Source organism: Streptomyces sp. YKOK-I1, from assembly GCF_054660435.1.
On the sequence record NZ_BAAGDR010000001.1, the window covers coordinates 2885853 to 2912176 of the forward strand.

The following is a 26324-nucleotide window of genomic DNA, read 5'->3' on the forward strand; positions in this document are numbered from 1 at the left end:
GTCACAGCCTGGTTCAGACCCTCCTCCCCGTTCCCTCCGCCCGCTTAGAGTCACGCCCAGTCACCGCGCGGCTGGAATACCCCTTCGGCCTCAGCGCTCGACTCGGCCTCTTCCAGGGGGGAGAGCCGCCCAGGGAAAGGACTGGAACGTGCGTCAACGTTCGCTCATCGCCATCACCGCTGCGCTGTCCGCCGGAGCACTCACCCTCACCGCCTGCGGTTCGCGTGACAGCGGCGGCGACAAGGGCTCCGACAGCGGCGGCACCACCGTCACCATCGGCGTCGACGCCCCGCTCACCGGCGACCTGTCCGCCATGGGCCTCGGCATCAAGAACTCCGCCGACCTCGCCGCCAAAACGGCCAACAAGCAGAAGACCGTCGACGGCGTCACCTTCAAGATCGTCGCCAAGGACGACCAGGCGCAGCCCTCCGCCGGCCAGCAGAACGCCACCGCGCTCGTCGCCGACAAGACCGTCATGGGCGTCGTCGGCCCGCTGAACTCCTCCGTCGCCGAGTCGATGCAGAAGGTCTTCGACGACGCCGGCCTGGTCGAGGTCTCCCCGGCCAACACCAACCCGGCCCTCACCCAGGGCACCGACTGGGCGACGAGCAAGAAGCGCACCTACAAGTCGTACTTCCGTACCGCGACCACGGACGCCATCCAGGGCCCGTTCGCCGCGCAGTACGTCTTCAACGACGCCAAGAAGAAGAAGGTCTTCGTCATCGACGACAAGAAGACCTACGGCGCCGGCCTCGCCGGCACCTTCACCGAGGAGTTCAAGAAGCTCGGCGGCACGGTCGTCGGCACCGAGCACATCAACCCGGACTCCAAGGACTTCTCCGCGGTCGCCACCAAGGTCAAGAACTCCGGCGCCGACGTCGTCTACTACGGCGGCGAGTACCCGCAGGCCGGCCCGCTCAGCAAGCAGATCAAGGCCGCAGGCGCCAAGATCCCGCTGGTCGGCGGTGACGGCATCAACTCCGCGGACTACATCCCGCTCGCCGGCTCCAGCGCCACGGGCGACCTCTCGACCTCCGTCGGCGCCCCGGTCGAGCAGCTCGACTCCGCCAAGGAGTTCGTGGCCAACTACAAGGCCGCCGGCTACAAGGAGGAGTACTCCGCCTACGGCGGTTACGCCTACGACTCCGCCTGGGCCATCATCGAGGCCGTCAAGAAGGTCGTCGAGGACAACGACGGCAAGCTGCCGGACGACGCCCGCGCCAAGATCACGGCCGCGATGCAGAACGTCTCCTTCGACGGTGTGACCGGCAAGGTCTCCTTCGACGAGTACGGTGACGCCACCAACAAGCAGCTCACCGTCTACGCCGTCGAGAACGGTGCCTGGAAGCCCGTCAAGACCGGCACCTACACCGGCTGACCCCTCCCCACGCACCACTCCTGAGCCGCGCGGGGCGCTGTTCCACTGGCGCCCCGCGCGGACTCACATCCGGCCCCACCCGTCGAAACATCCGAACCGTCTCGGAGGACATGCGGTGAACGAACTGCCGCAGCAGCTGGTCAACGGCCTGCTACTGGGATCCATGTACGGCCTGGTCGCCATCGGCTACACAATGGTCTATGGCATTGTCCAGCTCATCAACTTCGCCCACGGCGAGATCTTCATGACCGGAGCGTTCGGCGCTCTCACGGTCTACGCATACATTCTGCCCGACGGCACCTCGATGGCCATCGCCCTGCCGCTGATGCTGGTGGGCGCGGTCCTGGTCTCCGTCACCGTCGCCGTGGGAGCGGAACGGTTCGCCTACCGTCCCCTCCGCAACGCACCACGCCTCGCGCCGCTCATCACCGCCATCGGCCTCTCCCTCGCTCTGCAGCAGGCCGTCTGGGCCTGGTACCCCGAGGCCAAGTCCGCACGCACCTTCCCCGAGATCCCGGGCGGCCCCTTCGAGATCGGCAGCGTCACCATCCAGACCGGTGACATCTTCCTGCTCATCGCCGCCCCGATCAGCATGGGCGTCCTCGCCTACTTCGTCATGAAGACCCGCACCGGACGCGGCATGCAGGCCACCGCACAGGACCCCGACACCGCCAAGCTGATGGGCGTCAACACCGACCGCATCATCGTGATCGCGTTCGCCCTCGGTGCCGCCTTCGCCGCCATCGGAGCCGTCGCCTACGGCCTCAAGTACGGCCAGATCGACTTCCGCATGGGCTTCATCCTCGGCCTCAAGGCCTTCACCGCGGCCGTCCTCGGCGGTATCGGCAACATCTACGGCGCCATGATCGGCGGCGTCGTCCTCGGCATCGCCGAGACCCTGGCCACCGCCTACATCGCCGACATCCCCGGCATGGACAAGTTCGGCAGCCAGTCCTGGGCCGATGTCTGGGCCTTCGTACTCCTCATCCTCGTGCTGCTGTTCCGGCCCCAGGGCCTGCTCGGCGAGCGCGTCGCGGACAGGGCGTGACACCGATGACGACACAGACCACCACACCCGAGGCGTTCGGCGACACCACGCCCGCACGCGCCGGCCTCATCGGCATCCCCGAGAACGCCGCCCGCGCCCTCGCCACCGGCGGCGCGATCCTCACCATCGTCTCCACCTTCATGGCCTGGACCTGGACCGCCGACTTCCCCGGCGACCTCACCGTCTACGGCTACCCGGGCGGCCTCCAGGTCCTTGTCCTGATCGGCGGCCTGCTCACCACCCTGTTCTCCCTGGCCTCCTACGGCCTCAAGGGCTTCGGCTGGCTCGCCCCCGCCGGCGCCGACGGCGCCATCAAGTTCGCCGCGCTCGCCACCTTCGCGACCGCCTGGTACACCGTCATCGCGATCAGCGCCGACCTCGGCGGAGTCGTCAACCTCGAACCCGGCGGCTATGTCGTCGCCGTGGCCAGCCTCGCGGCCCTCGTCGGCGCCCTGGCCCTGCCGTTCGAGCACCCCGAGCCCGACCCGATCGACCCCGACGACACGTCGTGGGAGCACACCAAGCACAAGCTCGGCCACCAGTGGCAGACCGTCAAGGCCGCCTTCGCCGGCGGCACGACCCGCCCCGTCCCGGCCCTGCTCCCGTACGTCGAGATCCTGATCATCATCGCCGTCCTCGCCCTCGCCCTCACCGTCTTCACCTACGGCATCGGCACCGAGTACGACGAACTGTTCATCGGCTTCCTGATCACCGCCGGCTTCGGCTTCGCCGCGCTCAACAAGTCCGGCCTCGTCGCCCAGGCCAGCCAGATCACCGCCCGGCACCAGAACATCACCATCTGCGGCGCCTTCGTCGCGGCGGCCCTGTTCCCCTTCACCCAGACCGACGACCAGTACGCGACCGTCGGCGTCTACATCCTCATCTTCGCCACCGTCGCCCTCGGCCTGAACATCGTCGTCGGCCTCGCCGGCCTCCTCGACCTCGGTTACGTCGCCTTCCTCGGCGTCGGCGCCTACGCCGCCGCCATGGTCTCCGGCTCCCCGAGCTCGCCGTTCGACGTGCACTTCCCGTTCTGGGCCGCCGCCCTCGTCGGCTGCGCCGCCTCCCTGGTCTTCGGCGTCCTCATCGGCGCCCCGACCCTGCGGCTGCGCGGCGACTACCTCGCCATCGTGACCCTCGGCTTCGGTGAGATCTTCCGGATCACCGCCAACAACCTCGACGGCACCTCCGGCCCCGACATCACCAACGGATCCAACGGCATCTCCTCGATCCCGAACCTCAACATCCTCGGGTTCGACTTCGGCGCCGTCCACAGCATCCTGGGCTTCGACATCGGCCGCTTCGCCAACTACTTCTTCCTGATGCTCATCATCACCGCCATCGTCGTGCTGGTCTTCCGACGCAGCGGTGACTCCCGCATCGGCCGCGCCTGGGTCGCCATCCGCGAGGACGAGACCGCCGCCCTCGCCATGGGCATCAACGGCTTCCGCGTCAAGCTCATCGCCTTCGCCGTCGGCGCCTCCCTCGCCGGCCTCGCCGGCACGGTCCAGGCCCACGTGACCTACACCGTCACCCCCGAGCAGTACGTCTTCGCCGGCGCCATCCCGCCCAACTCCGCCTTCCTGCTCGCCGCGGTCGTCCTCGGCGGCATGGGCACCATCGGCGGCCCCCTCATCGGCGCCTCGCTGCTCTTCCTCATCCCCAACAAGCTCCAGTTCCTGGGCGACTACCAGCTCTTCGCCTTCGGCCTCGCACTCATCCTGCTGATGCGCTTCCGGCCGGAGGGCATGATCCCCAACCGCCGCCGCCAGCTCGAGTTCCACGAGGAAGCGGAAGCGCCCACCGTCCTCACGAAGGCAGGGGCCTGACCACCATGACCACCGACACCACCACCCCGGTCGCCCCCACCGGCGAGACGGTCCTCGACGCACGCGGCGTCACCATGCGCTTCGGCGGCCTCACCGCCGTCCGCGACGTCAACCTCACCGTCAACAGCGGCGAGATCGTCGGCCTCATCGGCCCCAACGGCGCCGGCAAGACGACCTTCTTCAACTGCCTCACCGGCCTCTACATCCCCACCGAGGGCGAGGTCCGCTACAAGGGCACCGTCCTGCCGCCCAAGTCCTTCAAGGTCACCGCCGCCGGCATCGCCCGCACCTTCCAGAACATCCGTCTGTTCGCCAACATGACGGTCCTGGAGAACGTGCTGGTGGGCCGTCACACACGGACGAAGGAAGGTTTCTGGTCGGCCGTCCTGCGCCTCCCCGCCTTCCACAAGGCCGAGGCGGCCTCCCGCGAACGCGCCATGGAACTCCTGGAGTTCGTGGGCCTGGAGAAGAAGGCCGAACACCTCGCCCGCAACCTCCCCTACGGCGAGCAGCGCAAGCTGGAGATCGCGCGAGCCCTGGCGAGCGAGCCGGGCCTGCTCCTCCTGGACGAGCCGACCGCCGGCATGAACCCCCAGGAGACGCGGGCGACGGAAGAACTCGTCTTCGCCATCCGCGACAAGGGCATCGCCGTCCTCGTCATCGAGCACGACATGCGCTTCATCTTCAACCTCTGCGACCGCGTGGCCGTCCTGGTCCAGGGCGAGAAGCTCGTCGAGGGCGACAGCGCCACCGTCCAGGGCGACGAGCGCGTCGTCGCCGCCTACCTCGGCGAACCCTTCGAGAACGCCCCCGGCGACGAGGAAGTGGCCGAGGTCGAAGCCGCCGAAGCACAGGCCGGGACCCCGACGGACGCCGCGCCCGGCAAGGAGAACGACCGATGACCGCACTGCTCGAAGTCGAGGACCTCCGGGTCGCCTACGGCAAGATCGAAGCCGTCAAGGGCATCTCCTTCAAGGTCGAGGCCGGCGAGGTCGTCACCCTCATCGGCACCAACGGCGCCGGCAAGACCACCACCCTGCGCACCCTGTCGGGTCTGCTGAAGCCGGTCGGCGGCCAGATCAAGTTCAACGGCAAGTCGCTGAAGAAGGTCCCGGCCCACGACGTCGTCTCGCTGGGGCTCGCCCACTCCCCCGAGGGGCGGCACATCTTCCCCCGCATGACGATCGAGGACAACCTGCGCCTCGGCGCCTTCCTCCGCAGCGACAAGGCGGGCATCGAGAAGGACATCCAGCGCGCCTACGACCTCTTCCCGATCCTGGGAGAACGCCGAAAGCAGGCCGCGGGCACCCTGTCCGGCGGTGAGCAGCAGATGCTCGCCATGGGCCGCGCCCTGATGTCCCAGCCGAAACTGCTCATGCTGGACGAGCCCTCCATGGGCCTCTCCCCCATCATGATGCAGAAGATCATGGCCACCATCGCCGAGCTGAAGTCCCAGGGCATGACGATCCTGCTCATCGAGCAGAACGCCCAGGCGGCGCTGTCCCTGGCGGACCACGGCCACGTCATGGAGGTCGGCAACATCGTCCTCTCCGGCACCGGCCGGGACCTCCTGCACGACGAGTCGGTCCGCAAGGCCTACCTCGGCGAGGACTGAGGTCCTGACGTCCTGAGGCTACGACGAGGCCCGCACCCCTTCTCCGGGCGCGGGCCTTCGTCGTAGGTGCTGGACCTGCGGGGGTCAGCCCTTGTTGCTCTTCTTCTCCGCGGCGTCCTGGATGACGGCCTCGGCGACCTGCTGCATCGACATCCGCCGGTCCATGGACGTCTTCTGGATCCACCGGAACGCGGCGGGCTCGGTCAGGCCGTACTCCGTCTGGAGGACCGACTTCGCCCGGTCGACCAGCTTGCGGGTCTCCAGGCGGAGCGTGAGGTCGGCGACCTCCTTCTCCAGCTCCTTCAGCTCGTTGAACCGCGAGACGGCCATCTCGATGGCCGGGACGACGTCACTCTTGCTGAAGGGCTTCACGAGGTACGCCATGGCGCCGGCATCGCGGGCCCGCTCGACCAGGTCGCGCTGCGAGAAGGCGGTGAGCATCAGCACGGGCGCGATGCGCTCTTCCGCAATCTTCTCCGCGGCGGAGATGCCGTCCATCTTGGGCATCTTCACATCGAGGATGACCAGGTCGGGCTGGTGCTCGCGGGCCAGCTCGATGGCCTGCTCGCCGTCACCGGCCTCACCGACAACGCTGTAGCCCTCCTCCTCCAGCATCTCTTTGAGGTCGAGCCGGATCAGGGCCTCGTCCTCGGCGATGACGACACGGGTCGTCAGCGGAGGCACGTGCGACTTGTCGTCATCGGGCACGTCTACGGGCTGGGGCGACTCGGGGGCGGTCACGGGGGCTCCTTGTTGCGGGCCGGGCAGGTGCTGCTCCCCTAGAGCCTACCTAGCTGCAGCTCGGCATGGTCACCCGGTACACTCCTCTCGGGTTGGCTAGCCGGGTTGGCGCAACTGGCTGACGCGGAGGTCTCAAACACCTCTGTCCGAAAGGACGTGTGGGTTCGAATCCCATACCCGGCACCGATAAGGGGAGGATCACGTTCGCGTGATCCTCCCCTTTTTGCTGCGCGCCGTCGCGATTAGTCACGCAACGTGTTCGTATGAACTTTCATGGCACCGAGGTTCGGCAAAGGGCCCTCTCACTGCTGCGCAACGGTAGTCGGAACTCCGACGTGGCTCGTCAGTTCAACATCCCGCTGGGCACAGTCAGCTACTGGAAACACATGGACCGCGCGAAACGCGGCGAGGTGTACCAGCACCCCACCGACTGCCCCAGATGCACGGACCACGAGGTCGACCGGCCCGCCTACGCCTATCTCCTGGGCCTCTACCTCGGCGACGGCCACATCATCTCGAAACCCAAGCAGCATCACCTGTCCATCTTCTGCAATGAAAGGCAGACCGGGCTGATCGCGGCTGCGGAAGAAGCCATGCGCAAGGTGATGCCGCTCCCCCACATCAGTCGGCGTCACAGAATGGGGTGCGTGGAGGTCAAGTCGTACACCAAACACTGGACGTGCATGTTCCCCCAGCACGGCCCCGGCAAGAAGCACGAACGCCGGATCGTCCTCGAAGACTGGCAGCAGGCCATCGTCGACGCCCACCCCTGGGACTTCATCCGCGGCCTGATCCACTCCGACGGATGTCGTCTCACCAACTGGACGACCCGTGTCGTCGCCGGCGAACGCAAGCGCTACGAATACCCCCGCTACTTCTTCACCAACGTCTCCGACGACATCCGGAGGCTCTACACCGACACCCTCGACAAGCTCGGCGTCGAGTGGACGCACTGCACCCGCAACGGAAACCCGTACAACATCTCCGTCGCCCGCAAAGCCTCCGTCGCCCTCCTCGACGCCCACGTGGGCCCCAAGAACTGACCGGCCCCTACTTCGGGCTGTCGTCCTCGCCCACGTGGTGGACTCGGACCAGGTTTGTCGCGCCCGAGACTCCCGGCGGGGAGCCTGCCGTGATCACGATGATGTCGCCCTTCTCGCAGCGGCCGTACCTCAACAGCAGCTCGTCCACCTGGGCGACCATCGCGTCCGTGGAGCCCACCGGCGGGACCAGGAAGGTCTCCGCGCCCCAGGTCAGGCTCAGCTGGGAGCGGGTCGACTGTTCGGGGGTGAAGGCCAGGAGGGGGATCGGGGAGCGGTAGCGGGAGAGGCGGCGGGCCGTGTCGCCGGTCTGGGTGAAGGCGACCAGGAGCCTGGCGTTCAGGAAGTCGCCGATCTCCGCCGCCGCGCGGGCGACCGCGCCGCCCTGGGTGCGGGGCTTGTTGCGTTCGGTCAGGGGCGGGAGGCCCGTCGCCAGGATGTCCTCCTCGGCCGCCTCGACGATCTTCGCCATCGTGCGGACCGTCTGGATGGCGTATTTGCCCACGCTGGTCTCGCCGGACAACATCACGGCGTCCGTGCCGTCGATGATCGCGTTCGCCACGTCCGAGGCCTCCGCGCGGGTCGGCCGGGAGTTCTCGATCATCGAGTCCAGCATCTGCGTCGCCACGATCACCGGCTTGGCGTTGCGCTTCGCCAGCTTGATCGCTCGCTTCTGGACGATCGGGACCTGCTCCAGGGGCATCTCGACGCCGAGGTCGCCCCGCGCGACCATGATTCCGTCGAAGGCCGCCACGATGTCGTCTATGGCGTCCACCGCCTGCGGCTTCTCCACCTTCGCGATGACCGGGAGTCGGCGGCCCTCCTCGTCCATGATGCGGTGGACGTCGAGGATGTCCCGGCCGCTCCTGACGAACGACAGGGCGATCACGTCGGCCCCCGCGCGGAGCGCCCAGCGCAGGTCCTCCTCGTCCTTCTTGGAGAGGGCGGGGACCGAGACCGCGACTCCGGGGAGGTTCAGGCCCTTGTGGTCGGAGACGAATCCGCCTTCGACGACCCTCGTGTGGACCTCGTGGCCCACGACGTCCATGACCTCCAGACAGACCTTGCCGTCGTCGACGAGGATCCGTTCACCCGGTGTCACGTCCTCCGCGAGGCCGGCGTAGGTCGTGCCGCAGCGCTTGCCGTCGCCCGCGACGCCGTCCTCGACGGTGATCGTGAAGGTGTCGTCGCGTTCGAGGAGTACCGGCCCTTCCGCGAAGTGGCCGAGGCGGATCTTCGGGCCTTGAAGATCGGCGAGGACGCCGACGCTGCGGCCGGTCTCGTCGGAGGCCTTGCGGACGCGGCGGTAGCGCTCCTCGTGTTCGGCGTGGCTGCCGTGGCTGAGGTTGAGTCGGGCGACGTCCATTCCGGCCTCGACCAGGGCTTTGATCTGGTCGTAGGAGTCGGTGGCGGGGCCCAGGGTGCAGACGATTTTTGCTCGGCGCATGTTTCGAGCCTATGTCTTACCGGGCGGTAGCGAATTGGGGGGACGTGACCGGCCAACAACCGTTTGGTGAAGGAGAGTTGACAACTGTTGAATTGTGCGGGGTGCCGCTCTTATGAGCACACCGCAATCGGGCTCGCATTCCCCGAAAGGGTGAATTCACAGGGTCGGCGGCACCATCGTGAATTGCGCGCTGACCTCGGCCCGGACCCGCATCCGCTCCGGTTCGAGGTCCAGGGGCTCGGGCGCCGACTCCATCTCCTCCGCCGCCGCCGACATACGGCGCGCACGGCGGCCGAAGCCGGACTGCGGGCGGCCGGGCGCCGTGCCGGTCCCGGTGTCGGCCAGCTCGATCAGCGCGCCGATCGTCGTGCCCAGCGCTTCCGCGTACTCCTTCGCCCGCTGCACGGCGTCCCGCACGGCCTGCTGCCGGGCGCGGCGGTACACGGGCGAGTCGGGGCGCAGGGTCCACCAGGGGCCGTCGACCCGGGTCAGGTCCTGGTCGGCCAGGCGTGTCGTCAGCTCACCCAGTGCGGTGAAGTCGGTCAGCTCGGCGGTGAGGTGGACGCGGCCGTGATAGGCGCGGACACGTTCGCCGCGGCCGCGCTGTCCGAGTTCGGGGGTGAGGGAGACGGCGCCCGTGGAGACGTCCTCGACGGCGTCGCCGTAGGACTTGACGAGGGCGACGACCGTGGTGTTGCGGCGGGTGAGGTCGTCGAGGGTGGTGCGGCGGTCGCGTCCCCGTGCGGTGACGGTGATGCCGATGCGGGCGAGGTCGGGGTCGGTTTCCAGTTCGGCCTCGCCGCGCACGGCGAGGAGGGGCGCGTCGGGGGTGCCGTACGGGGGAATCCTCGGTGAGGTCATACGCCCCACCATGTCACGCCTTTCCCTTTTGCCGGGCCGGAGTTGACCCCTGGCTGCCCTCTCTGGTCACCAGATCGAAACCTTCGGGGCCTGTTGCCGTCGGTCATGGACGGGTCAGAATCTACGCGCGTTTGTCTACGCGCGTTGTTGACCATTCCCCTAGGAGCTCGCGACATGCCGTTGAACCGCCGGAAGTTTCTGAAGAAGTCCGCCGTGACCGGGGCCGGAGTGGCGATCGCGGGGGCGGCTGCGGCTCCGGCGGCGCAGGCCGCGGAGGCGAAGAAGCCGGGGAAGCCCGTCAAGCAGCCGAAGCGGTACGCGCTGACCGTGCTGGGGACGACGGACCTGCACGGGCATGTCTTCAACTGGGACTACTTCAAGAACGCGGAGTACACGGACAAGGCCGGCAACGCCCAGGGCCTCGCGCGCATCTCGACGCTGGTGAACCAGATCCGCGCCGAGAAGGGGCGGGAGAACGTGCTGCTGCTGGACGCGGGCGACACGATCCAGGGCACCCCGCTGACGTACTACTACGCGAAGGTGGACCCGATCACCGCCAAGGGCGGTCCGGTGCACCCGATGGCGCAGGCGATGAACGCGATCGGGTACGACGCGGCGGCGCTGGGCAACCACGAGTTCAACTACGGCATCGAGACGCTCAGGAAGTTCGAGAGCCAGTTGCGTTTCCCGCTGCTCGGGGCCAACGCGGTGGACGCCAAGACGCTGCGGCCGGCCTTCCAGCCGTACGCGATCAGGACGTTCTGCGTGAAGGGCGCGCCGCCGGTCAAGGTCGCGATCCTCGGTCTCACCAATCCCGGTATCGCGATCTGGGACAAGGCCTATGTGCAGGGCAAGCTGGCGTTCCCGGGGCTGGAGGAGCAGGCCGCGAAGTGGGTGCCGAAGCTGAAGGCGATGGGTGCGGACGTGGTCGTGGTCTCGGCGCACTCGGGTTCGTCGGGCACGTCCTCGTACGGTGACCAGCTGCCGTACGTCGAGAACTCGGCGGCGCTGGTGGCGCAGCAGGTGCCGGACATCGACGCGGTGCTGGTCGGGCACGCGCACGTGGAGATTCCCGAGCTGAAGGTGACGAACGAGAAGACCGGCAAGACGGTCGTCCTGTCGGAGCCGCTGGCGTACGCGGAGCGGCTGTCCGTGTTCGACATCGAGCTGGTGTTCGACAAGGGGCGGTGGACGGTCGAGTCCGTGGCGTCGAAGGTGCTGAACTCCAACACCGTGGCCGACGACCCGAAGATCACCAAGCTGCTCTCGGACGAGCACGCGAAGGTCGTGGAGTACGTCAACCAGGTGGTCGGTTCGGCGACGGAGACGCTGACGACGGTCGAGGCGCGGTACAAGGACGCCCCGATCATCGACCTGATCACCAAGGTCCAGGAGGATGTCGTCAAGGCGGCGCTGGCGGGGACGTCGTACGCGTCGCTGCCGGTGATCTCGCAGGCGTCGCCGTTCTCGCGCACGTCGGAGATCCCGGCCGGCAAGGTGACGATCCGGGATCTGTCGAGCCTGTACGTGTACGACAACACGCTGGTGGCGAAGCTGCTGACGGGTGCGCAGGTCAGGGCGTACCTGGAGTACTCGGCGCAGTACTTCGTGCAGACCGCGGCGGACGTGGTCGTGGACGTCGACAAGCTGACGAACGCGAACAACCGGCCGGACTACAACTACGACTATGTGTCGGGGCTGTCGTACGACATCGACATCGCGCAGGCGGCAGGGTCGCGGATCAAGAACCTGACGTACAACGGGGCGGCGCTGGACGACGCCCAGCAGTTCGTGTTCGCGGTGAACAACTACCGGGCGAACGGCGGCGGCGCGTTCCCGTATGTGGCCTCCGCCACCGAGCTGTGGTCGGAGTCGACGGAGATCCGGACGCGGATCGCGGAGTGGGTGACCGCGAAGGGCGTGCTGGACCCGAAGGACTTCGCGTCGGTGGACTGGAAGCTCACGCGGGACGGTACGCCGGTGTTCTGAGCCATGCTCTGAACCGAGGTGACGGCCTCAGATTCCGTCGCGCAGGGGGGTCAGTGTGTGGGGCCGGCGTGCGGGCGGGATCTGGGGCTGTCGTTGTTCGAGGCCGAAGGTGGTGAAGGCGGTGCGGGTGGGCAGGGGGTAGTTGTCCTTGCCGGTGAGGGTGTTGAGGACGGTGGCGCTGCGCCAGGCGGCGAGGCCGAGGTCGGGGGCGCCGATGCCGTGGGTGTGGCGTTCGGCGTTCTGGACGTAGATCTGGCAGCCGGTGGCGGTGATGGAGGGGTCGAGGGCGAGGCGGAACTGTGCGTCGATGCGGGGGCGTCCGGCGCTGTCGCGGCGCAGATAGGGGTCGAGGCCGGCGAGCATGCGGTCGAGGGGGCGTTCGCGGTGGCCGGTGGCGAGGACGACGGCGTCGGTGGTGAGGCGGGAGCGGGTGTTCTGCTGGGTGTGTTCGAGGTGGAGTTCGATGCGGGTGGTGGAGATGCGGCCCGCGGTGCGGACCTGGACGCCGGGGGTGAGGACGGCGTCGGGCCAGCCGCCGTCGAGGGTGCGGCGGTAGAGCTCGTCGTGGATGGCGGCGAGGGTGCCGGCGTCGATGCCCTTGTGGAGCTGCCACTGTGCGCCGACGAGGCGGTCGCGCACGGGTTCGGTGAGGGCGTGGAAGTAGCGGGTGTAGTCGGGGGTGAAGTGTTCGAGGCCGAGCTTGGAGTACTCCATGGGGGCGAAGGCCTCGGTGCGGCCGATCCAGTGGAGTTGTTCGCGGCCGGCGGGGCGGTGGCGGAGGAGGTCGAGGAAGACCTCGGCGCCGGACTGTCCTGATCCGACGACGGTGACATGGCCGGCCGCGAGGAGGGTGTCGCGGTGGGCGAGGTAGTCGGCGGCGTGCAGGACGGGGACGCCGGGGGCGTCGACGAGGGGGCGCAGGGGGTCGGGGACGTGGGGTTCGGTGCCGATGCCGAGGACGACGTTCCTGGTGTGGGTGCGGCCGAGGGCCTCGGCTTCGCCGTCGGTGTCGAGCTGGGTGAAGTCGACTTCGAAGATGTCGCGTTCGGGGTTCCAGCGGACGGCGTCGACCTGGTGGCGGAAGTGGAGTCCGGGGAGGTGGTCGGCGACCCAGCGGCAGTAGGTGTCGTATTCGGCGCGCTGGATGTGGAAGCGCTCGGCGAAGTAGAAGGGGTAGAGGCGGTGGTGGGCCTTGAGGTAGTTGAGGAAGCTCCAGGGGCTGGTGGGGTCGGCGAGGGTGACGAGGTCGGCGAGGAAGGGGACCTGGACGCGGGCGCCGTCGATGAGGAGGCCGGGGTGCCAGTCGAAGCGGGGGCGTTGTTCGTAGAAGACGGCGTCGAGTTCGGCGAGGGGGTGGGCGAGGGCGGCGAGGGAGAGGTTGCTGGGGCCGATGCCGATGCCGACGAGGTCGCGGGGGGTGTCGCTGTCCGGGGGTGGGGGCGTGTTCATACGGGGGTGCTTCCTTGTTTGTTTTCAGGAGACCGCGTTCAGGAGGGCGGCCAGGTCGTGGGGGCGGGTGTGGGGGTTGAGGAGGGTGGTCTTGAGCCAGAGGCGGCCGTCGAGGCGGGCGCGGCCCAGGACGGCGTGGCCGTCGGTGAGGAGGCGGCGGCGTATCTCCGCGACGGCGGTGTCGGTGGCGCCGGTGGGGCGGAAGAGGACGGTGCTGATGGTGGGCGGGGCGTGGAGTTCGAGGCCGGGGTGGTCGCGGACGAGGGCGGCGAAGGCGTGGGCGTGGTCGCAGACCTGGTCGACGAGGGCGCCGAGACCGTGGCGGCCGAGGGTCTTGAGGGTGACGGCGATCTTGAGGACGTCGGGTCGGCGGGTGGTGCGCAGGGAGCGGCCGAGGAGGTCGGGGAGGCCGGCTTCGGTGTCGTCGTCGGCGTTGAGGTAGTCGGCGTGGCTGTGCAGGGCGGTGAGGTCGGCGGGGTCGCGGACGGCGAGGAGTCCGGCGGCGACGGGTTGCCAGCCGAGTTTGTGCAGGTCGAGGGTGACGGTGTGGGCGGCGTCGAGTCCGGCGAGCCGGGGGCGGTGGCGGTCGCTGAAGAGGAGGCCGCCTCCGTAGGCGGCGTCGATGTGGAGGCGGGCGCCGTGGGCCGCGCAGACGGCGGCGAGGTCGGGGAGGGGGTCGATGAGTCCGGCGTCGGTGGTGCCCGCGGTGGCGGCGACCAGGTGGGGACCGGGGACGGTGGTGAGGGCGGCGTCGAGGGCTGCGGGGTCGAGGGTGCCCGCGGGGGCGGGGACGACGACGGGTCCGGGCAGGCCGAGGAGCCAGGCGGCGCGGGCCAGGGAGTGGTGGGCGTTGGCGCCGCACAGGAGGCGGACGCCGGGGCCGAGGGTCTCCCGGGCGAGGAGCAGGGCGAGTTGGTTGGACTCGGTGCCGCCGGTGGTGATCAGGGCGTCGGTGAGGCCGGCCAGCTGTGCGAGGGTCCGGGTGACGAGGGCTTCGAGTGCGGAGGCGGCCGGGGCCTGGTCCCAGGAGTCGAGGGAGGGGTTGAGGGCGGAGACGGCGAGGTCGGCGGCGGTGGCGACGGCGAGGGGCGGGCAGTGCAGATGGGCGGCGCACAGGGGGTGCGCGGGGTCGGCGGAGCCTTCGGCGAGGGCGCGGACGAGGGTGGGCAGGGCGTGGGGGTCGCCGTGGTCGGGGAGTACGTCGCCGACGGCGGCGCTCAGCCGGGCGGCGACCGTGTCGGGGCCGCCGGCCGGGAGGGGTCCGCCGCGTGCGGTGCGGCCGGCGTCCAGGGCGTCGAGGACGGTGGCGAGGAGCGGCCGGAGTGCGTCGGCGGCCTCGGGGCCTGAGGCGAGCGGCGGGGTGCTCATGGGGTCCTCCTGGCGGGCGTGTGGCGGGGGGGTTCCACCTTGTACGCCGGTGCGGGGACACGCCCGAAGAGAGCAACGATCGGTACCCGAAAGGGGGTACCGATCGTCGGGGTCGTCGCGGGGTCGTCGCGGGGCCGGTCCGGGCTAGGCCGTGCGCACCTTCAAAGCTCGCCGCAGGTCGTCGAGTTGGTCCGTCAGTTTGCGGCGCAGGGCCGGGATGGGGTCGGCGTCGCGCAGACAGGTCTCGCCGAGGGCGAGGGCCTCGGTGTCGACGGCGTGGGCGGGGAAGGCCCAGTGGCCGGCGGCGTCGGCGATGGCGGGGCCGCGGCGGGCTGCGACGGCGACGGCGTCCTCGTAGTAGCGGGAGACGTACGGGCGGACCAGGTCGGCCTGTTCGGGCTGCCAGAAGCCCTGGGCGGTGGCGGTGAAGAGGTAGTTGGAGAGGTCGTCGGAGGCGAACATGGCGGCCCAGGCCCTGGCCTTGGCGTCCTTGTCGGGGAGTGCGGCGCGGCAGCGGGCGGCGCCCTCGCGGCCGGCGGCGGAGGGGTCGCGCTCGAGTTCGGCGGCGATGGCGCTCTCGTCGGTGGCGCCGAGGACGGCGAGCCGGGCGAGGACGCGCCAGCGCAGGTCGGGGTCGAGTTCGGGGCCGCCGGGGACGGTGCCGTCGGCGAGCCAGGCGGCGATGGTGTCGGGCTGGGCGGCGACGTTGATGAAGTGGCGTACGGCGATCAGGCGCAGGCCGGGGTGGTCGCCGTCCTCGGTGCGGCGGATGAGGTCGCGGCACAGGGCGGAGAGGGTGGCGAGGGCGGCGGGGCGCTCGTCGGGGGCGAGGTAGCGGCCGGCGATCTGGGTGCCGGCGAAGGCGAGGACGCCCTGGACGAGGGCGAGGTCCCTCTCGTGCGGGAGGTGGGCGCGGGCGGCGTCGAGGTAGGCGGTGGGGGCGAGTTCGCCGTCGCGGACGGCGTCGCGCAGGGCGTTCCAGACGACGGCGCGGGTGAGCGGGTCGGGCAGTCCGCAGAGGTTGGCGGTGACGCCCTGGAAGGAGTGGGCGTCGAAGCGGATCTTGGCGTAGGTGAGGTCGCCGTCGTTGAGGAGGAGCAGGGTGGGGCGCTTGCCGACGGGGACGGGTGCGTCCTGCGGGACGTCGAGTTCGAGGCGTCCGCGCCGGGTGAGGCGGCCCTCGTCGCCGGGGAGGTCGAGGTCGTAGAGGCCGACGGCGATGCGGTGGGGGCGGCTGCCGGTGCGTTCGACGGTGAGGTGGTGGTCGCCGTTGTCGCCGGTGACGACGGGGGTGAGGGTGTCGACGCCGGTGGTGCGCAGCCAGGCGTCGGCCCAGGCGTGGACGTCGCGGTCGGTGCCGGCGGCGAGGGAGTCGATGAAGTCGGCGAGGGTGGCGTTGGCGAACTTGTGGCGGGCGAAGTGGGTGTTGATGCCGGCCAGGAAGTCCTTCTCGCCGAGCCAGGTGACCAGTTGGCGCAGGGCGGAGGCGCCCTTGGCGTAGGAGATGCCGTCGAAGTTGAGGAGGGCGGAGGCGGTGTCGGGGACGTCCTCGGGGGCGACGGGGTGGGTGGAGGGGCGCTGGTCGGCGTCGTAGCCCCAGGCCTTGCGGACGACGCCGAAGTCGGTCCAGGTGTCGGTGAAGCGGGTGGCTTCGGTGAGGGTCTGGTAGCCCATGTACTCGGCGAAGGACTCGTTGAGCCAGATGTCGTCCCACCAGGTGAGGGTGACGAGGTCGCCGAACCACATGTGGGCCATCTCGTGGGCGACGACCATGGCGCGGGTCTGGCGTTCGGTGTCGGTGACGGCGGAGCGGTAGACGAACTCGTCGCGGAAGGTGACGAGTCCGGGGTTCTCCATGGCTCCGGCGTTGAACTCGGGGACGAAGGCCTGGTCGTAGGAGTCGAAGGGGTAGGGCTCCTCGAACTTCTCGTGGTAGCGGTCGAAGCACGCGCGGGTGATGTCGAGGAGTTCGTCGGCGTCGGCGTCGAGGTGGGGGGCGAGCGAGCGGCGGCAGTGCAGGCCGAAGGGCAGGCCGCGGTGTTCGGTGCGCACGGAGTGCCAGGGGCCGGCGGCGACGGCGACGAGGTAGGTGGAGATGAGAGGGGTGGTGGCGGCGCGCCACTGTCCGTCGCCGAGGTGTTCGGTGACGCCGTTGGCGAGGACGGTCCAGCCTTCGGGGGCGCGGACGGTGAGGTCGAAGACGGCCTTGAGGTCGGGCTGGTCGAAGGCGGCGAAGACGCGCTGGACGTCGTCCATGAAGAGCTGGGTGTAGAGGTAGGTCTCACCGTCGCTGGGGTCGGTGAAGCGGTGCATGCCCTCGCCGGTGCGGGAGTAGCGCATGCGGGCGTCGACGCGCAGTTCGTGTTCTCCGGCGCCGAGGCCGTGCAGGGCGATCCGGTTGCCGTCGAGGCTGTCGGGGTCGATCGGCTGTCCGTCGAGCGTGACCGAGCGCAGGTCGGCGGGCTTGATCTCGACGAAGGTGTCCCCATCGGTGTGCGCGGTGAACCTGATGGCGGTGCGGGAGCCGAAGGTCTCGTCGCCGGTGGTCAGGTCGAGCTCGATGGTGTAGCGGTGGACGTCGAGGAGCCGGGCACGGCTTAGCGCTTCGTCGCGCGTCAGTACGGACATGCACGACATGCTGCCTGATACCGCTGGCCGGGCACAGGGGCGGATCGTTACGCGCCCAATGTCCCTTCTCGCGCCGGAGGCGCCGGGCATCGCCCGTGGTGGGGCGGGGCCCGGCCGGTTCTCGCCGTCGGGGGCGAGCGGGTGTCCCCGGGCCGGCCGTGGGCGCCGCGGCCCGGTGCGGGTCAGCCGGCCGTGGGGGTCGCGGTGTCCTCGGCGATGCGCTCGTGGTGGCGGATCACCTCGGCGATGATGAAGTTGAGGAACTTCTCGGCGAACGCGGGGTCGAGCTTGGCGTTCTCGGCGAGGGTGCGCAGCCGCTCGATCTGGCGGGCCTCGCGGGTCGGGTCGGCGGCGGGCAGCTGGTGGCGGGCCTTGAGGTGGCCGACCTGCTGGGTGGCCTTGAAGCGCTCGGCGAGCATGTGGACGACGGCCGCGTCGATGTTGTCGATGCTGTCGCGCAGCCGGTCGAGTTCGGCGCGGACGGCGGGGTCGACGCCTGCGGCGCCGGTTCCGGGGGTGTTGCGGGTGGTCATGGGCGATCACCCTAGGGCATGCCGTTCCGGGCCACCGTGCTGCCCGTACAGTGGAATCGGGTGCAGACGTCTTGGGGGTGCGGGCGTGGCCAACGGTGGACCGGTCGAGCACGGTTTTCCGCATCTGCAGACGGTGCGGGCCGCCGTCACGGCGCTGTACAGGAGGTTGTCGTACGACACGATCCACCAGTTCGCGGCCAGTGTGCCGCCGGTGGACGTGGCGTTCTGCGACACCGACGATCTGCATCTGGGGACGCAGCGGGTGGCGCGGGAGCTGGTGCGGCACTACCGGCTGCCGGACGCGCGGATGATCGTGGCGTTCCGGGAGATGGAGCACGCGGCGAACGTGGAGCTGGCGGCGGGTCCGGAGTACTTCGTCGAGCTGAACGACCGTTTCCGGACACATCGGCGGGACATCGGGGCGGCGCTGGCGCACGAGATCATGCATGTGTATCTGCACCGGCTGGATCTGTCGTTCGCGGGGACGCGGGACAACGAGATCCTCACGGACACGGCGACGACGTATCTGGGCGCGGGCTGGCTGCTGCTGGACGCCTACCGGGAGGACGCGGCCTCCTCGCAGAAGCTGGGGTATCTGACGCCGGAGGAGTTCGGCTATGTGCTGGCGAAGCGGTCGCTGGTGTTCGGGGAGGATCCGTCGGCGTGGTTCACCAGTGCCGAGGCGTACACGGCGTATGTGCGCGGCCGTGAGCGGGCTCTGCACGACGGGCGGCAGCCGCCGCTGACGGCGGCGGGGTGGGCGGGGCGGCGCCGGTACGCCCGGGACCGGCGCCGCGCGCAGGGCCGTGGGCACGGCGGGGACCACGGGCCGGCGACGGCCGCGGACCCGCCGTACGCGTTCGCGCCGGATCCGCTGGGGCCGCTGCGGGTGACGTTTCCCTGTCCCACCTGCCATCAGCGGATCAGGGTGCCCGTGAAGGGCCGGGTCCGGGCGCGGTGCGGGCTGTGCCGGACGGTTCTGGAGTGCGACACGTAAGGCTTCCGGCCCGGGGATGCGTCAGGAGCCGGAGATCGCCGTGCGGGGCAGTGCCGTGCACAGCACTGCCCCGCCGGTCGCCCAGGGCGTCGCGGTGCCCAGCGCCTCGGTGAGCCCTTGGTCGGCGTGGCCGGAGAACACGGTGCCGAGGATCGCCGCGCCGAGGGCGCCGCCGAACCGCTGGGCGGTGGAGAGGATCCCGGAGGCGCCGTCGGCGAGGTCGGCGGCGTACGGCGGACAGGACGACGTTGGCCGGGGGCACCACCAGGAAGCCGAGGCCGGCGCCGGGGGCGAGCGGCCGGGTGCCCCTGTGGACGGCGGCGGCGCGGTCGACGGCGGCCCCCACCCAGCCGAAGCCGCCGGCCCTGAGCAGTGCTCCGGCGGCCAGGACGGGCCGTGCGTGGCGTACGGCGAGGGCGTCGGCGGCCGGGGCGGTGAGAAAGCCGTCGGCGGAGAAGGTGGCGGTGAGCAGACCGGCCCGCACCGGGGTGTGGCCCTCGCCGGGAAGCCCAGCGGAAGGCCACGGCCCGTCTGACGGAGTGACGACTACGCCCCGTACACCGCCCCCGGCGGTTCGGCCGTCGCCAGCAGCTTCTGTACGGCCTCCCCCGCCTCCGCCGGGCTCCAGCGCGCGCCCTTGTCGGCGGTGGGCCCCGGACGCCAGCCCTCCATCACGGTGATCCGGCCCGCCTCCGCCTCGAAGACCCGGCCGGTGACGCCCGCGCTGGCGGCGGAGCCCAGCCAGACCACGAGCGGTGAGACGTTCTCCGGGGCCATGGCGTCGAAGCCGGACTCGGGGGCCGCCATGGTCTCGGCGAACGTGCGTTCCGTCATCCGGGTGCGGGCGGCGGGCGCGATCGCGTTGACCTGGACGCCGTAGCGGGCGAGTTCGGCGGCGGCGACCAGCGTCAGGCCGACGATCCCGGCCTTCGCGGCGCTGTAGTTGCCCTGCCCGACCGAGCCCAGCAGTCCGGCACCGCTGCCGGTGTTGACGATCCGGGCGGCCGGCGTGCGCCCCGCCTTGGTCTCGGCGCGCCAGTGCGCGGCGGCGTGCTTGAGCGGCAGGAAGTGCCCCTTGAGGTGGACGCGCAGGACGGCGTCGAAGTCGTCCTCGTCCAGGTTGACCAGCATCCGGTCGCGCAGGAAGCCCGCGTTGTTGACGAGGGTGTCGAGCCGGCCGTAGGTCTCCAGGGCGGTGGCGATCAGGGAGGCCGCGCCCTCGGGGGTGGCGATGTCGCCGCCGTGGGCGACCGCCTCGCCGCCCGCCGCGCGGATCTCCGCCACGACCTGTCCGGCGGGGCTGTCGGGTCCCGGCGCGCCGTCCAGGCCGACGCCCAGGTCGTTGACGACGACCCGGGCGCCCTCGGCCGCGAACGCACGCGCGTGCGCCCGCCCGAGGCCGCGTCCCGCGCCGGTGACGACGACCACCCGGCCGTCGCAGAGTGCTGCCATCTCAGGCCTCCTGCCTGTCCTGGGTGCCCTTGCCGTCCTTGTTGGCCGTCGCGGCGTCGAGGAACGCGGGCCGCTCCCCTCCCCCGTGCACGAGCAGACTCGCCCCGGTGATGTACGCGGCCGCGTCGGAGGCGAGGAAGACGGCCGCCGCGCCCACGTCGGCGGGCTGGGCGAGCCGGCCGAGCGGGACCGTGCGGGAGACGCCCTCGACGCCCTCGGGGCCGCCGTAGTGCAGGTGCGCCAGCTCGGTGTGGACCATGCCGACGACCAGGGTGTTGACCCGCACCTCCGGCGCCCACTCGACGGCCATCGAGCGGGCGAGGTGCTCCAGACCGGCCTTGGCGGCGCCGTAGGCCGCCGAGCCCGGCGAGGGGCGGCTGCCGCTGACACTGCCGATCATCACCACCGCGCCGCCGGCCCGCCTCAGGTGGGCGTGGGCGGCGAGGGAGACGGTCAGCGGGGCGAGCAGATTGAGCTCGACCACGCGCGCGTGGCGCTCGGCCGGGGCGTCGGCGAGCCGGCGGTACGGCGCGCCGCCCGCGTTGTTGACCAGCACGTCGCACCGGGGCAGCCCGGCGAAGAACTCCCGTACGGCGTCGGCGTCCCGCACGTCCAGGGCCGCGAACCCGGTCCTGGGCAGCGGGACTTCCGGGGGGCGGCGGGCCACGACCACCACCTCGGCGCCCGCGCGCGCGAAGGAGCGCGCGATACCGGCACCCACGCCCCGGGTGCCGCCCGTGACGACGGCGACCTTCCCGTCCAGCTCCATTCGCTGCTACCTTTCCACCTAACAAACGTTTGGTGGAAAGGTAGCTGATGCTTCCATGGGTGTCTCCACCTCGTCCCCCGAAAAGGGGATTTCACTGGTCACCGTCGACGTCCCGCCGGTCAACGCGCTGCCGGTGAGCGGCTGGTTCGCGCTGGCCGACGCGGTGCGCGCGGCCGGCCGCGACCCCGGCACCCGGTGTGTGGTGCTGGCCGCCGAGGGGCGGGGGTTCAACGCGGGCGTGGACATCAAGGAGCTCCAGACCCGGGGGCCGGGCGCGCTCGTCGGCGTCAACCGCGGCTGCTTCGAGGCGTTCGCGGCGGTGTACGAGTGCGAGGTCCCGGTGGTCGCGGCGGTGCACGGCTTCTGTCTGGGCGGCGGCGTCGGCCTGGCCGGCAACGCCGACCTGGTCGTGGCGAGCGAGGACGCGGTGTTCGGGCTGCCCGAGCTGGACCGGGGCGCGCTCGGCGCGGCGACCCATCTGGCCCGGCTGGTCCCCCAGCACCTGATGCGCGCCCTGTACTTCACCTCGCGCACGGTCACCGCGGCCGAGCTGCACGCGCACGGCTCGGTGTGGCGGGTGGTCCGGCGCGAGGAGCTGCGCGCGGCCGCGCTGGAGGTGGCGCGGGAGATCGCCGCCAAGGACGGGGAGCTGCTGCGGCTGGCGAAGGCGGCCCTCAACGGCATCGACCCGGTCGACGTGCGCCGCAGCTACCGCTTCGAGCAGGGGTTCACCTTCGAGGCGAGCGTCTCGGGGGTGGCCGACCGGGTCCGCGACACGTTCGGGAAGGAGCGCGGGTAGGTGACCGACAAGACGATGACCGCCGAGGAGGCGGTCTCCCGGCTGGAGAGCGGCATGACCCTCGGCATCGGCGGCTGGGGCTCGCGCCGCAAGCCGATGGCCCTGGTCCGGGCCCTGCTGCGGTCCGGGGTGACCGATCTGACCGTGGTGTCGTACGGCGGCCCGGACGTCGGCATGCTGGCGGCGGCCGGGCGGATCCGCAGACTGGTCGCCGCGTTCGCCACCCTCGACTCGATCCCCCTCGAACCGCACTACCGCGCGGCCCGTGAGCGCGGTGCGTTCGAGCTGACGGAGGTGGACGAGGCGATGTTCATGTGGGGGCTGCGGGCCGCCGCCAACCGGCTGCCGTTCCTGCCGGTGCGGGCGGGGATCGGCTCGGACGTGATGCGGGTCAACCCCGCCCTGCGGACGGTGACCTCGCCGTACGACGACGGGGAGACGTTCGTCGCGATGCCCGCCCTGCGGCTGGACGCGGCCCTGGTGCACGTCAACCGGGCCGACCGGCTGGGCAACGGGCAGTATCTGGGCCCGGACCCGTACTTCGACGACCTGTTCTGCGCGGCGGCGGACACCGCGTACCTGTCCTGCGAGCGGATCGTGGACACGGCCGAGCTGACGAAGGCGGCGCCGCCGCAGAGCCTGCTGATCAAGCGGCATGCGGTGACGGGGGTGGTGGAGGCGCCGGGCGGCGCGCACTTCACGTCCTGCGCGCCCGACTACGGCCGGGACGAGGCGTTCCAGAAGCGGTACGCGACCACGCCGTGGGAGGAGTTCGCGGCACGGTATCTGGCCGGGGACGAGGCGGCGTACCGGGCGGCCGTCGAGGAGGACTCATGACCACGCGTGCCGAGTACTGCGTGATCGCCTGCGCCGAGGCCTGGCGGGACGGCGGCGAGATCCTGGCGAGCCCGATGGGGCTGATCCCCTCCGTGGGGGCCCGGCTGGCCCGGCTCACCTTCGCGCCGGACCTGCTGCTGACCGACGGCGAGGCGACGCTCGTCCGGCCGGACGGAACGGCCGAGGGCTGGCTGCCGTACCGGCAGCATCTGGAGCTGGTCACCGGCGGGCGGCGGCACGTGATGATGGGCGCGAGCCAGATCGACCGGTACGGCAACCAGAACATCTCCTGCGTCGGCGACTGGGCCCGGCCGGTGCGGCAGCTCCTCGGGGTGCGCGGGGCGCCGGTCAACACCCTGAACAACCCGACCAGTTACTGGATCCCCAGGCACTCCCGGCGGGTGTTCGTCGAGCGGGTCGACATGGTGTGCGGGGTCGGGTACGACCGTGCGGCCGGCGCCCGGCACCACCGCATCCCGCGGGTCGTCTCCGACCTGGGCGTCTTCGACTTCGCCACGCCCGACCGCGCGATGCGGCTGGCCTCGGTGCATCCGGGGGTGACGGTGGAGGAGGTCCGGGAGGCGACGGGGTTCGCGCTCGTGGCCGCGGACGAGGTGCCGTGCACCCGTGAGCCGTCCGCCGCGGAGCTGCGGCTGATCCGCGAGGTGCTCGATCCGGGGAACACCCGGGCGCGGGAGGTCCCGCTCTGATGGAGACGGCGCTGACGCGGCTGGTCGGGGTGCGGCATCCGATCGTGCAGACCGGGATGGGCTGGGTGGCGGGGCCCCGGCTGGTGTCGGCGGTGGCGGAGGCGGGCGCGCTGGGCGTGCTCGGCTCGGCGACGATGACCGTGGACGGGCTGCGGGAGGCGGTACGGGAGGTCAAGTCCCGTACGGACGCGCCGTTCGGGGTGAATCTGCGGGCGGACGCGGGGGACGCCGGGGACCGGGTGCGGATCGTCGTCGACGAGGGGGTGCGGGTGGCGTCCTTCGCGCTGGCGCCCTCCCGGGAGCTGATCGCCGAGCTGAAGGAGGCCGGGGTCGTCGTGATCCCCTCCGTGGGGGCGCGGCGGCACGCCGAGAAGGTCGCGGCGTGGGGGGCGGACGCGGTGGTGGTGCAGGGCGGGGAGGGCGGCGGGCACACCGGTGAGGTGGCGACGACCGTGCTGCTGCCGCAGGTGGTGGACGCGGTGGACATCCCGGTGGTGGCGGCGGGCGGCTTCTTCGACGGGCGGGGTCTGGTCGCGGCGCTGGCCTACGGGGCGGCGGGCGTGGCGATGGGCACGCGTTTCCTGCTGACGTCGGACTCGACGGTGCCGGACCCGGTGAAGGCCCGCTATCTGGCGGCCACGGTCCGGGACGTCACGGTCACCCGCGCGGTGGACGGCCTTCCGCACCGCATGCTCCGCACGGACCTGGTGACGGCGCTGGAGGACTCCGGCCGGGCGAGAACGCTGCTGCGCGCGGTGCGCCGGGCGGCCGGTTTCCGGAGGCTGTCGGGGCTGTCCTGGCGGCAGCTGGTCCGCGACGGGCTCGCCATGAAGCACGGCAAGGACCTGTCCTGGAGCCAGGTCCTGCTGGCCGCCAACACCCCGATGCTGCTGAGGTCGGCGATGGTGGACGGCCGCACGGACCTCGGTGTGATGGCCTCCGGGCAGGTCGCCGGGGTGATCGACGACCTGCCGTCGTGCGCGGAGCTGGTGGCGCGGATCGTGAAGGAGGCCGAGTCGGTGAGAGACCGCCTCACAGCCTCTCGATGATCGTCACGTTCGCCTGGCCGCCGCCCTCGCACATCGTCTGGAGGCCGTAGCGACCGCCCGTGCGCTCCAGTTCGTGGAGGAGGGTGGTCATCAGTTTGGTGCCGGTGGCGCCGAGGGGGTGGCCGAGGGCGATGGCGCCGCCGTTGACGTTGACCTTGTCCGGGTCTGCGCCGGTCTCCTTCAGCCAGGCGAGGACGACGGGGGCGAAGGCCTCGTTGATCTCGACGAGGTCGATGTCGTCGAGGGTGAGGCCGGTCTTCTTCAGGGCGTGGGCGGTGGCCGGGATGGGCGCGGTCAGCATGCGGATGGGGTCCTCGCCGCGTACGGAGAGGTGGTGCACGCGTGCGCGGGGGGTGAGCCCGTGTTCGCGGACCGCGCGCTCGGAGGCGAGGAGCATGGCGGCGGCGCCGTCGGAGACCTGGGAGGAGCAGGCGGCGGTGACGGTCCCGCCGCCGATGACGGGCTTGAGGGCGGCCATCTTCTCCAGGGAGGTGTCCCGGCGCGGCCCCTCGTCGGCCGTCACCTCGCCGAGGGCGACGGTCTCCCGGTCGAAGCGGCCCTCGTCGATCGCCCGTACCGCGCGCCGGTGGGAGCGCAGGGCGAACTCCTCCTGGTCCTGGCGGCTGATGCCCCACTTCGCGGCGATCATCTCGGCTCCGGCGAACTGGTTGACGGGCCGGTCGCCGTAGCGGGCGCGCCAGCCCTCGCTGCCCGCGAAGGGGCCCTGGGTGAAGCCGAGGGGCTCGGCGGCCTGGCGGGTGGCGTAGGCGATGGGGATCTGCGACATGTTCTGCACCCCGCCCGCGACGACCAGGTCCTGGGTGCCGGAGAGCACGGCCTGCGCGGCGAAGTGGACGGCCTGCTGGGAGGAGCCGCACTGGCGGTCCACGGTGACGCCGGGCACCTCCTCGGGCAGCCCGGCGGCCAGCCAGCAGGTGCGGGCGATGTCCCCGGCCTGCGGTCCGACGGCGTCCAGGCAGCCGAACACGACGTCCTCGACGGCGGCCGGGTCGACGGCCGCGCGGGCGACGAGTTCCTTCAGCACATGGGCGCCCAGATCGGCCGGGTGGACCGCGCCCAGTCCTCCCCCGCGCCGCCCGACGGGCGTTCGGACCGCTTCGACGATGTAGGCCTCGGCCATGGCAACTCCCCAGTGGGTTACGTGCGTACGGCGATCCCGTCCAGCACCATCGACAGGTACTGCCGGGCGATCTCCTCCGGACTGTGCTGTCCGCCGGGCCGGTACCAGGACGCGGCGACCCAGACGGTGTCGCGGACGAACCGGTAGGTGAGACGGACGTCGAGGTCGGCGCGGAAGACCTGGAGCGCGACCCCGCGTTCCAGCGTGGCCAGCCACGCCTTCTCGAATCTGCGCTGGGACTCGGCGAGGAACGCGAAGCGTTCCTGCGCGACCAGCTGTCGGCTCTCCTTCTGGTAGATCGCGACGGCGGCGCGGTGCCGGTCGATCTCCCGGAACGACTCGGTGACCAGGGCCTCGAGGGTCTCGCGCGGGCCGAGACCGGCGTCGAGGACGGTGTCGTAGCCGTCCCACAGCTCGTCGAGGAAGGTGCGCAGGATCTCCTCCAGCATCGATTCCTTGGAGTCGAAGTGGTAGTAGAGGCTGCCGGCGAGCATGCCCGCGTGGTCGGCGATCTTGCGGACGGTGGTGGCGTTGTAGCCCTGCTCGGCGAAGACCTCGGCGGCGGTGTCGAGGAGTTCGCGCCGCCGCGCGGGCGCGGCGGTCACCTGGGGCTTCTTCTTGGTCGGCACGGGCCCATTGTCGTC

The 26324-nt window shown here is 70.9% G+C and carries 24 protein-coding genes and 1 tRNA gene; 14 read left to right on the forward strand and 11 right to left on the reverse strand.

Annotation, left to right across the window (positions count from 1 at the left end; all coding sequences use genetic code 11):
* Positions 1–148: 148 nt before the first annotated feature.
* The 5 genes from ACYQ8Q_RS12435 to ACYQ8Q_RS12455 all read left to right on the forward strand — a co-directional run bounded on the left by ACYQ8Q_RS12435 (position 149) and on the right by ACYQ8Q_RS12455 (position 5870).
* The gene (locus ACYQ8Q_RS12435; RefSeq protein ID WP_460064467.1) at positions 149–1378 is read left to right on the forward strand and encodes a branched-chain amino acid ABC transporter substrate-binding protein; all 1230 of its coding nucleotides are present in this window, start codon (positions 149–151) and stop codon (positions 1376–1378) included.
* 115 nt (positions 1379–1493) lie between these two features.
* Positions 1494–2426, forward strand: coding sequence for a branched-chain amino acid ABC transporter permease (locus tag ACYQ8Q_RS12440; protein WP_460064468.1), 933 nt, complete (start codon positions 1494–1496; stop codon positions 2424–2426).
* 5 nt (positions 2427–2431) lie between these two features.
* On the forward strand, positions 2432–4255 hold the full coding sequence (locus ACYQ8Q_RS12445) for a branched-chain amino acid ABC transporter permease (protein ID WP_460064470.1): 1824 nt from the start codon (positions 2432–2434) through the stop codon (positions 4253–4255).
* A 5-nt stretch (positions 4256–4260) separates the two neighbouring features.
* On the forward strand, positions 4261–5157 hold the full coding sequence (locus ACYQ8Q_RS12450; protein ID WP_460064472.1) for an ABC transporter ATP-binding protein: 897 nt from the start codon (positions 4261–4263) through the stop codon (positions 5155–5157).
* Positions 5154–5870 (forward strand): ABC transporter ATP-binding protein, encoded by a 717-nt coding sequence (locus ACYQ8Q_RS12455; protein WP_460064473.1) that lies wholly within the window; start codon positions 5154–5156, stop codon positions 5868–5870. Before ACYQ8Q_RS12450 ends, ACYQ8Q_RS12455 begins: the two co-directional genes overlap by 4 nt.
* An 84-nt stretch (positions 5871–5954) precedes the next feature.
* Here the strand turns inward: ACYQ8Q_RS12455 and ACYQ8Q_RS12460 are convergent, their stop codons facing one another.
* Positions 5955–6611, reverse strand: coding sequence for an ANTAR domain-containing response regulator (locus ACYQ8Q_RS12460; RefSeq protein ID WP_055635600.1), 657 nt, complete (start codon positions 6609–6611; stop codon positions 5955–5957).
* Between the two features lie 99 nt (positions 6612–6710).
* On the opposite strand from ACYQ8Q_RS12460, the gene ACYQ8Q_RS12465 reads away from it, so the two are divergent.
* A tRNA-Leu gene (locus ACYQ8Q_RS12465) sits at positions 6711–6794 on the forward strand.
* A gap of 80 nt (positions 6795–6874) precedes the next feature.
* Entirely contained in the window at positions 6875–7654 is a 780-nt protein-coding gene (locus ACYQ8Q_RS12470) for a helix-turn-helix domain-containing protein (protein ID WP_460064475.1), read from the forward strand.
* A 7-nt stretch (positions 7655–7661) separates the two neighbouring features.
* On the opposite strand, the gene pyk is transcribed toward ACYQ8Q_RS12470, so the two are convergent.
* Positions 7662–9098 (reverse strand): pyruvate kinase, encoded by a 1437-nt coding sequence (pyk, locus tag ACYQ8Q_RS12475; protein ID WP_460064476.1) that lies wholly within the window; start codon positions 9096–9098, stop codon positions 7662–7664.
* A 156-nt stretch (positions 9099–9254) separates the two neighbouring features.
* Complete coding sequence (locus ACYQ8Q_RS12480) at positions 9255–9959, reverse strand: SIMPL domain-containing protein (RefSeq protein ID WP_460064478.1); 705 nt, start codon at positions 9957–9959, stop codon at positions 9255–9257.
* Positions 9960–10133: 174 nt separating this feature from the next.
* Here ACYQ8Q_RS12480 and ACYQ8Q_RS12485 point away from each other — a divergent pair, with 174 nt between their 5' ends.
* Positions 10134–11948 carry a bifunctional metallophosphatase/5'-nucleotidase gene (locus tag ACYQ8Q_RS12485; protein ID WP_460064479.1) on the forward strand — a complete coding sequence of 605 codons (1815 nt, stop codon included), beginning with the start codon at positions 10134–10136 and terminating at the stop codon, positions 11946–11948.
* A 27-nt stretch (positions 11949–11975) separates the two neighbouring features.
* On the opposite strand, the gene ACYQ8Q_RS12490 is transcribed toward ACYQ8Q_RS12485, so the two are convergent.
* From ACYQ8Q_RS12490 to ACYQ8Q_RS12505, 4 genes are all read right to left on the reverse strand, one after another.
* Entirely contained in the window at positions 11976–13397 is a 1422-nt protein-coding gene (locus tag ACYQ8Q_RS12490) for a lysine N(6)-hydroxylase/L-ornithine N(5)-oxygenase family protein (RefSeq protein WP_460064481.1), read from the reverse strand.
* Between the two features lie 24 nt (positions 13398–13421).
* Positions 13422–14765 carry a pyridoxal phosphate-dependent decarboxylase family protein gene (locus tag ACYQ8Q_RS12495; RefSeq protein ID WP_460064483.1) on the reverse strand — a complete coding sequence of 448 codons (1344 nt, stop codon included), beginning with the start codon at positions 14763–14765 and terminating at the stop codon, positions 13422–13424.
* Between the two features lie 144 nt (positions 14766–14909).
* On the reverse strand, positions 14910–17393 hold the full coding sequence (gene pepN, locus ACYQ8Q_RS12500; protein WP_460064485.1) for an aminopeptidase N: 2484 nt from the start codon (positions 17391–17393) through the stop codon (positions 14910–14912).
* A gap of 182 nt (positions 17394–17575) precedes the next feature.
* Positions 17576–17926, reverse strand: a complete 351-nt coding sequence (locus ACYQ8Q_RS12505; RefSeq protein WP_460064486.1) for a chorismate mutase — start codon at positions 17924–17926, stop codon at positions 17576–17578.
* Positions 17927–18011: 85 nt separating this feature from the next.
* Between ACYQ8Q_RS12505 and ACYQ8Q_RS12510 the strand changes: the two genes are divergently transcribed.
* Entirely contained in the window at positions 18012–18923 is a 912-nt protein-coding gene (locus tag ACYQ8Q_RS12510) for a hypothetical protein (RefSeq protein ID WP_460064487.1), read from the forward strand.
* A gap of 16 nt (positions 18924–18939) precedes the next feature.
* Positions 18940–19458 carry a hypothetical protein gene (locus ACYQ8Q_RS12515; RefSeq protein WP_460064488.1) on the forward strand — a complete coding sequence of 173 codons (519 nt, stop codon included), beginning with the start codon at positions 18940–18942 and terminating at the stop codon, positions 19456–19458.
* 11 nt (positions 19459–19469) lie between these two features.
* Here the strand turns inward: ACYQ8Q_RS12515 and ACYQ8Q_RS12520 are convergent, their stop codons facing one another.
* Both ACYQ8Q_RS12520 and ACYQ8Q_RS12525 read right to left on the reverse strand, forming a co-directional pair.
* A complete protein-coding gene (locus ACYQ8Q_RS12520; protein WP_460064489.1) occupies positions 19470–20375 on the reverse strand; it encodes an SDR family oxidoreductase in 906 nt (301 codons plus the stop codon).
* 1 nt (position 20376) lies between these two features.
* Complete coding sequence (locus ACYQ8Q_RS12525; protein WP_460064490.1) at positions 20377–21144, reverse strand: SDR family oxidoreductase; 768 nt, start codon at positions 21142–21144, stop codon at positions 20377–20379.
* Between the two features lie 55 nt (positions 21145–21199).
* On the opposite strand from ACYQ8Q_RS12525, the gene ACYQ8Q_RS12530 reads away from it, so the two are divergent.
* The 4 genes from ACYQ8Q_RS12530 to ACYQ8Q_RS12545 are packed head-to-tail and all read left to right on the forward strand — an operon-like array spanning position 21200 to position 24539.
* The gene (locus ACYQ8Q_RS12530) at positions 21200–21943 is read left to right on the forward strand and encodes an enoyl-CoA hydratase family protein (RefSeq protein WP_460064492.1); all 744 of its coding nucleotides are present in this window, start codon (positions 21200–21202) and stop codon (positions 21941–21943) included.
* Positions 21944–22780, forward strand: coding sequence for a CoA transferase subunit A (locus tag ACYQ8Q_RS12535; RefSeq protein WP_460064494.1), 837 nt, complete (start codon positions 21944–21946; stop codon positions 22778–22780).
* Positions 22777–23490: a CoA-transferase subunit beta gene (locus tag ACYQ8Q_RS12540; RefSeq protein ID WP_460064495.1), complete on the forward strand. Its 714-nt coding sequence runs from the start codon at positions 22777–22779 to the stop codon at positions 23488–23490. The genes ACYQ8Q_RS12535 and ACYQ8Q_RS12540 overlap by 4 nt, the downstream gene beginning before the upstream one ends.
* A complete protein-coding gene (locus ACYQ8Q_RS12545; protein ID WP_460064496.1) occupies positions 23490–24539 on the forward strand; it encodes an NAD(P)H-dependent flavin oxidoreductase in 1050 nt (349 codons plus the stop codon). Before ACYQ8Q_RS12540 ends, ACYQ8Q_RS12545 begins: the two co-directional genes overlap by 1 nt.
* Here ACYQ8Q_RS12545 and ACYQ8Q_RS12550 read toward each other — a convergent pair.
* A complete protein-coding gene (locus tag ACYQ8Q_RS12550) occupies positions 24523–25680 on the reverse strand; it encodes an acetyl-CoA C-acetyltransferase (protein ID WP_460064497.1) in 1158 nt (385 codons plus the stop codon). The two genes, ACYQ8Q_RS12545 and ACYQ8Q_RS12550, sit on opposite strands and share 17 nt — an antisense overlap.
* A 17-nt stretch (positions 25681–25697) precedes the next feature.
* Positions 25698–26309 (reverse strand): TetR/AcrR family transcriptional regulator, encoded by a 612-nt coding sequence (locus ACYQ8Q_RS12555; RefSeq protein WP_460064498.1) that lies wholly within the window; start codon positions 26307–26309, stop codon positions 25698–25700.
* Positions 26310–26324: the final 15 nt, after the last annotated feature.

Bases quoted from the DNA above. Each gene is read 5' to 3' on its own strand.
- ACYQ8Q_RS12450 (WP_460064472.1), top strand. From the start codon at position 4,261: ATGACCACCGACACCACCACCCCGGTCGCCCCCACCGGCGAGACGGTC.
- ACYQ8Q_RS12490 (WP_460064481.1), bottom strand. From the start codon at position 13,397: ATGAACACGCCCCCACCCCCGGACAGCGACACCCCCCGCGACCTCGTC.
- ACYQ8Q_RS12455 (WP_460064473.1), top strand. From the start codon at position 5,154: ATGACCGCACTGCTCGAAGTCGAGGACCTCCGGGTCGCCTACGGCAAG.
- ACYQ8Q_RS12530 (WP_460064492.1), top strand. From the start codon at position 21,200: ATGGGTGTCTCCACCTCGTCCCCCGAAAAGGGGATTTCACTGGTCACC.
- pyk (WP_460064476.1), bottom strand. From the start codon at position 9,098: ATGCGCCGAGCAAAAATCGTCTGCACCCTGGGCCCCGCCACCGACTCC.
- ACYQ8Q_RS12480 (WP_460064478.1), bottom strand. From the start codon at position 9,959: ATGACCTCACCGAGGATTCCCCCGTACGGCACCCCCGACGCGCCCCTC.
- ACYQ8Q_RS12540 (WP_460064495.1), top strand. From the start codon at position 22,777: ATGACCACGCGTGCCGAGTACTGCGTGATCGCCTGCGCCGAGGCCTGG.
- ACYQ8Q_RS12520 (WP_460064489.1), bottom strand. From the start codon at position 20,375: ATGGCAGCACTCTGCGACGGCCGGGTGGTCGTCGTCACCGGCGCGGGA.
- ACYQ8Q_RS12545 (WP_460064496.1), top strand. From the start codon at position 23,490: ATGGAGACGGCGCTGACGCGGCTGGTCGGGGTGCGGCATCCGATCGTG.
- ACYQ8Q_RS12515 (WP_460064488.1), top strand. From the start codon at position 18,940: ATGCGTCAGGAGCCGGAGATCGCCGTGCGGGGCAGTGCCGTGCACAGC.
- ACYQ8Q_RS12525 (WP_460064490.1), bottom strand. From the start codon at position 21,144: ATGGAGCTGGACGGGAAGGTCGCCGTCGTCACGGGCGGCACCCGGGGC.
- ACYQ8Q_RS12445 (WP_460064470.1), top strand. From the start codon at position 2,432: ATGACGACACAGACCACCACACCCGAGGCGTTCGGCGACACCACGCCC.
- ACYQ8Q_RS12470 (WP_460064475.1), top strand. From the start codon at position 6,875: ATGAACTTTCATGGCACCGAGGTTCGGCAAAGGGCCCTCTCACTGCTG.
- ACYQ8Q_RS12485 (WP_460064479.1), top strand. From the start codon at position 10,134: ATGCCGTTGAACCGCCGGAAGTTTCTGAAGAAGTCCGCCGTGACCGGG.
- ACYQ8Q_RS12505 (WP_460064486.1), bottom strand. From the start codon at position 17,926: ATGACCACCCGCAACACCCCCGGAACCGGCGCCGCAGGCGTCGACCCC.
- ACYQ8Q_RS12495 (WP_460064483.1), bottom strand. From the start codon at position 14,765: ATGAGCACCCCGCCGCTCGCCTCAGGCCCCGAGGCCGCCGACGCACTC.
- ACYQ8Q_RS12550 (WP_460064497.1), bottom strand. From the start codon at position 25,680: ATGGCCGAGGCCTACATCGTCGAAGCGGTCCGAACGCCCGTCGGGCGG.
- pepN (WP_460064485.1), bottom strand. From the start codon at position 17,393: ATGTCCGTACTGACGCGCGACGAAGCGCTAAGCCGTGCCCGGCTCCTC.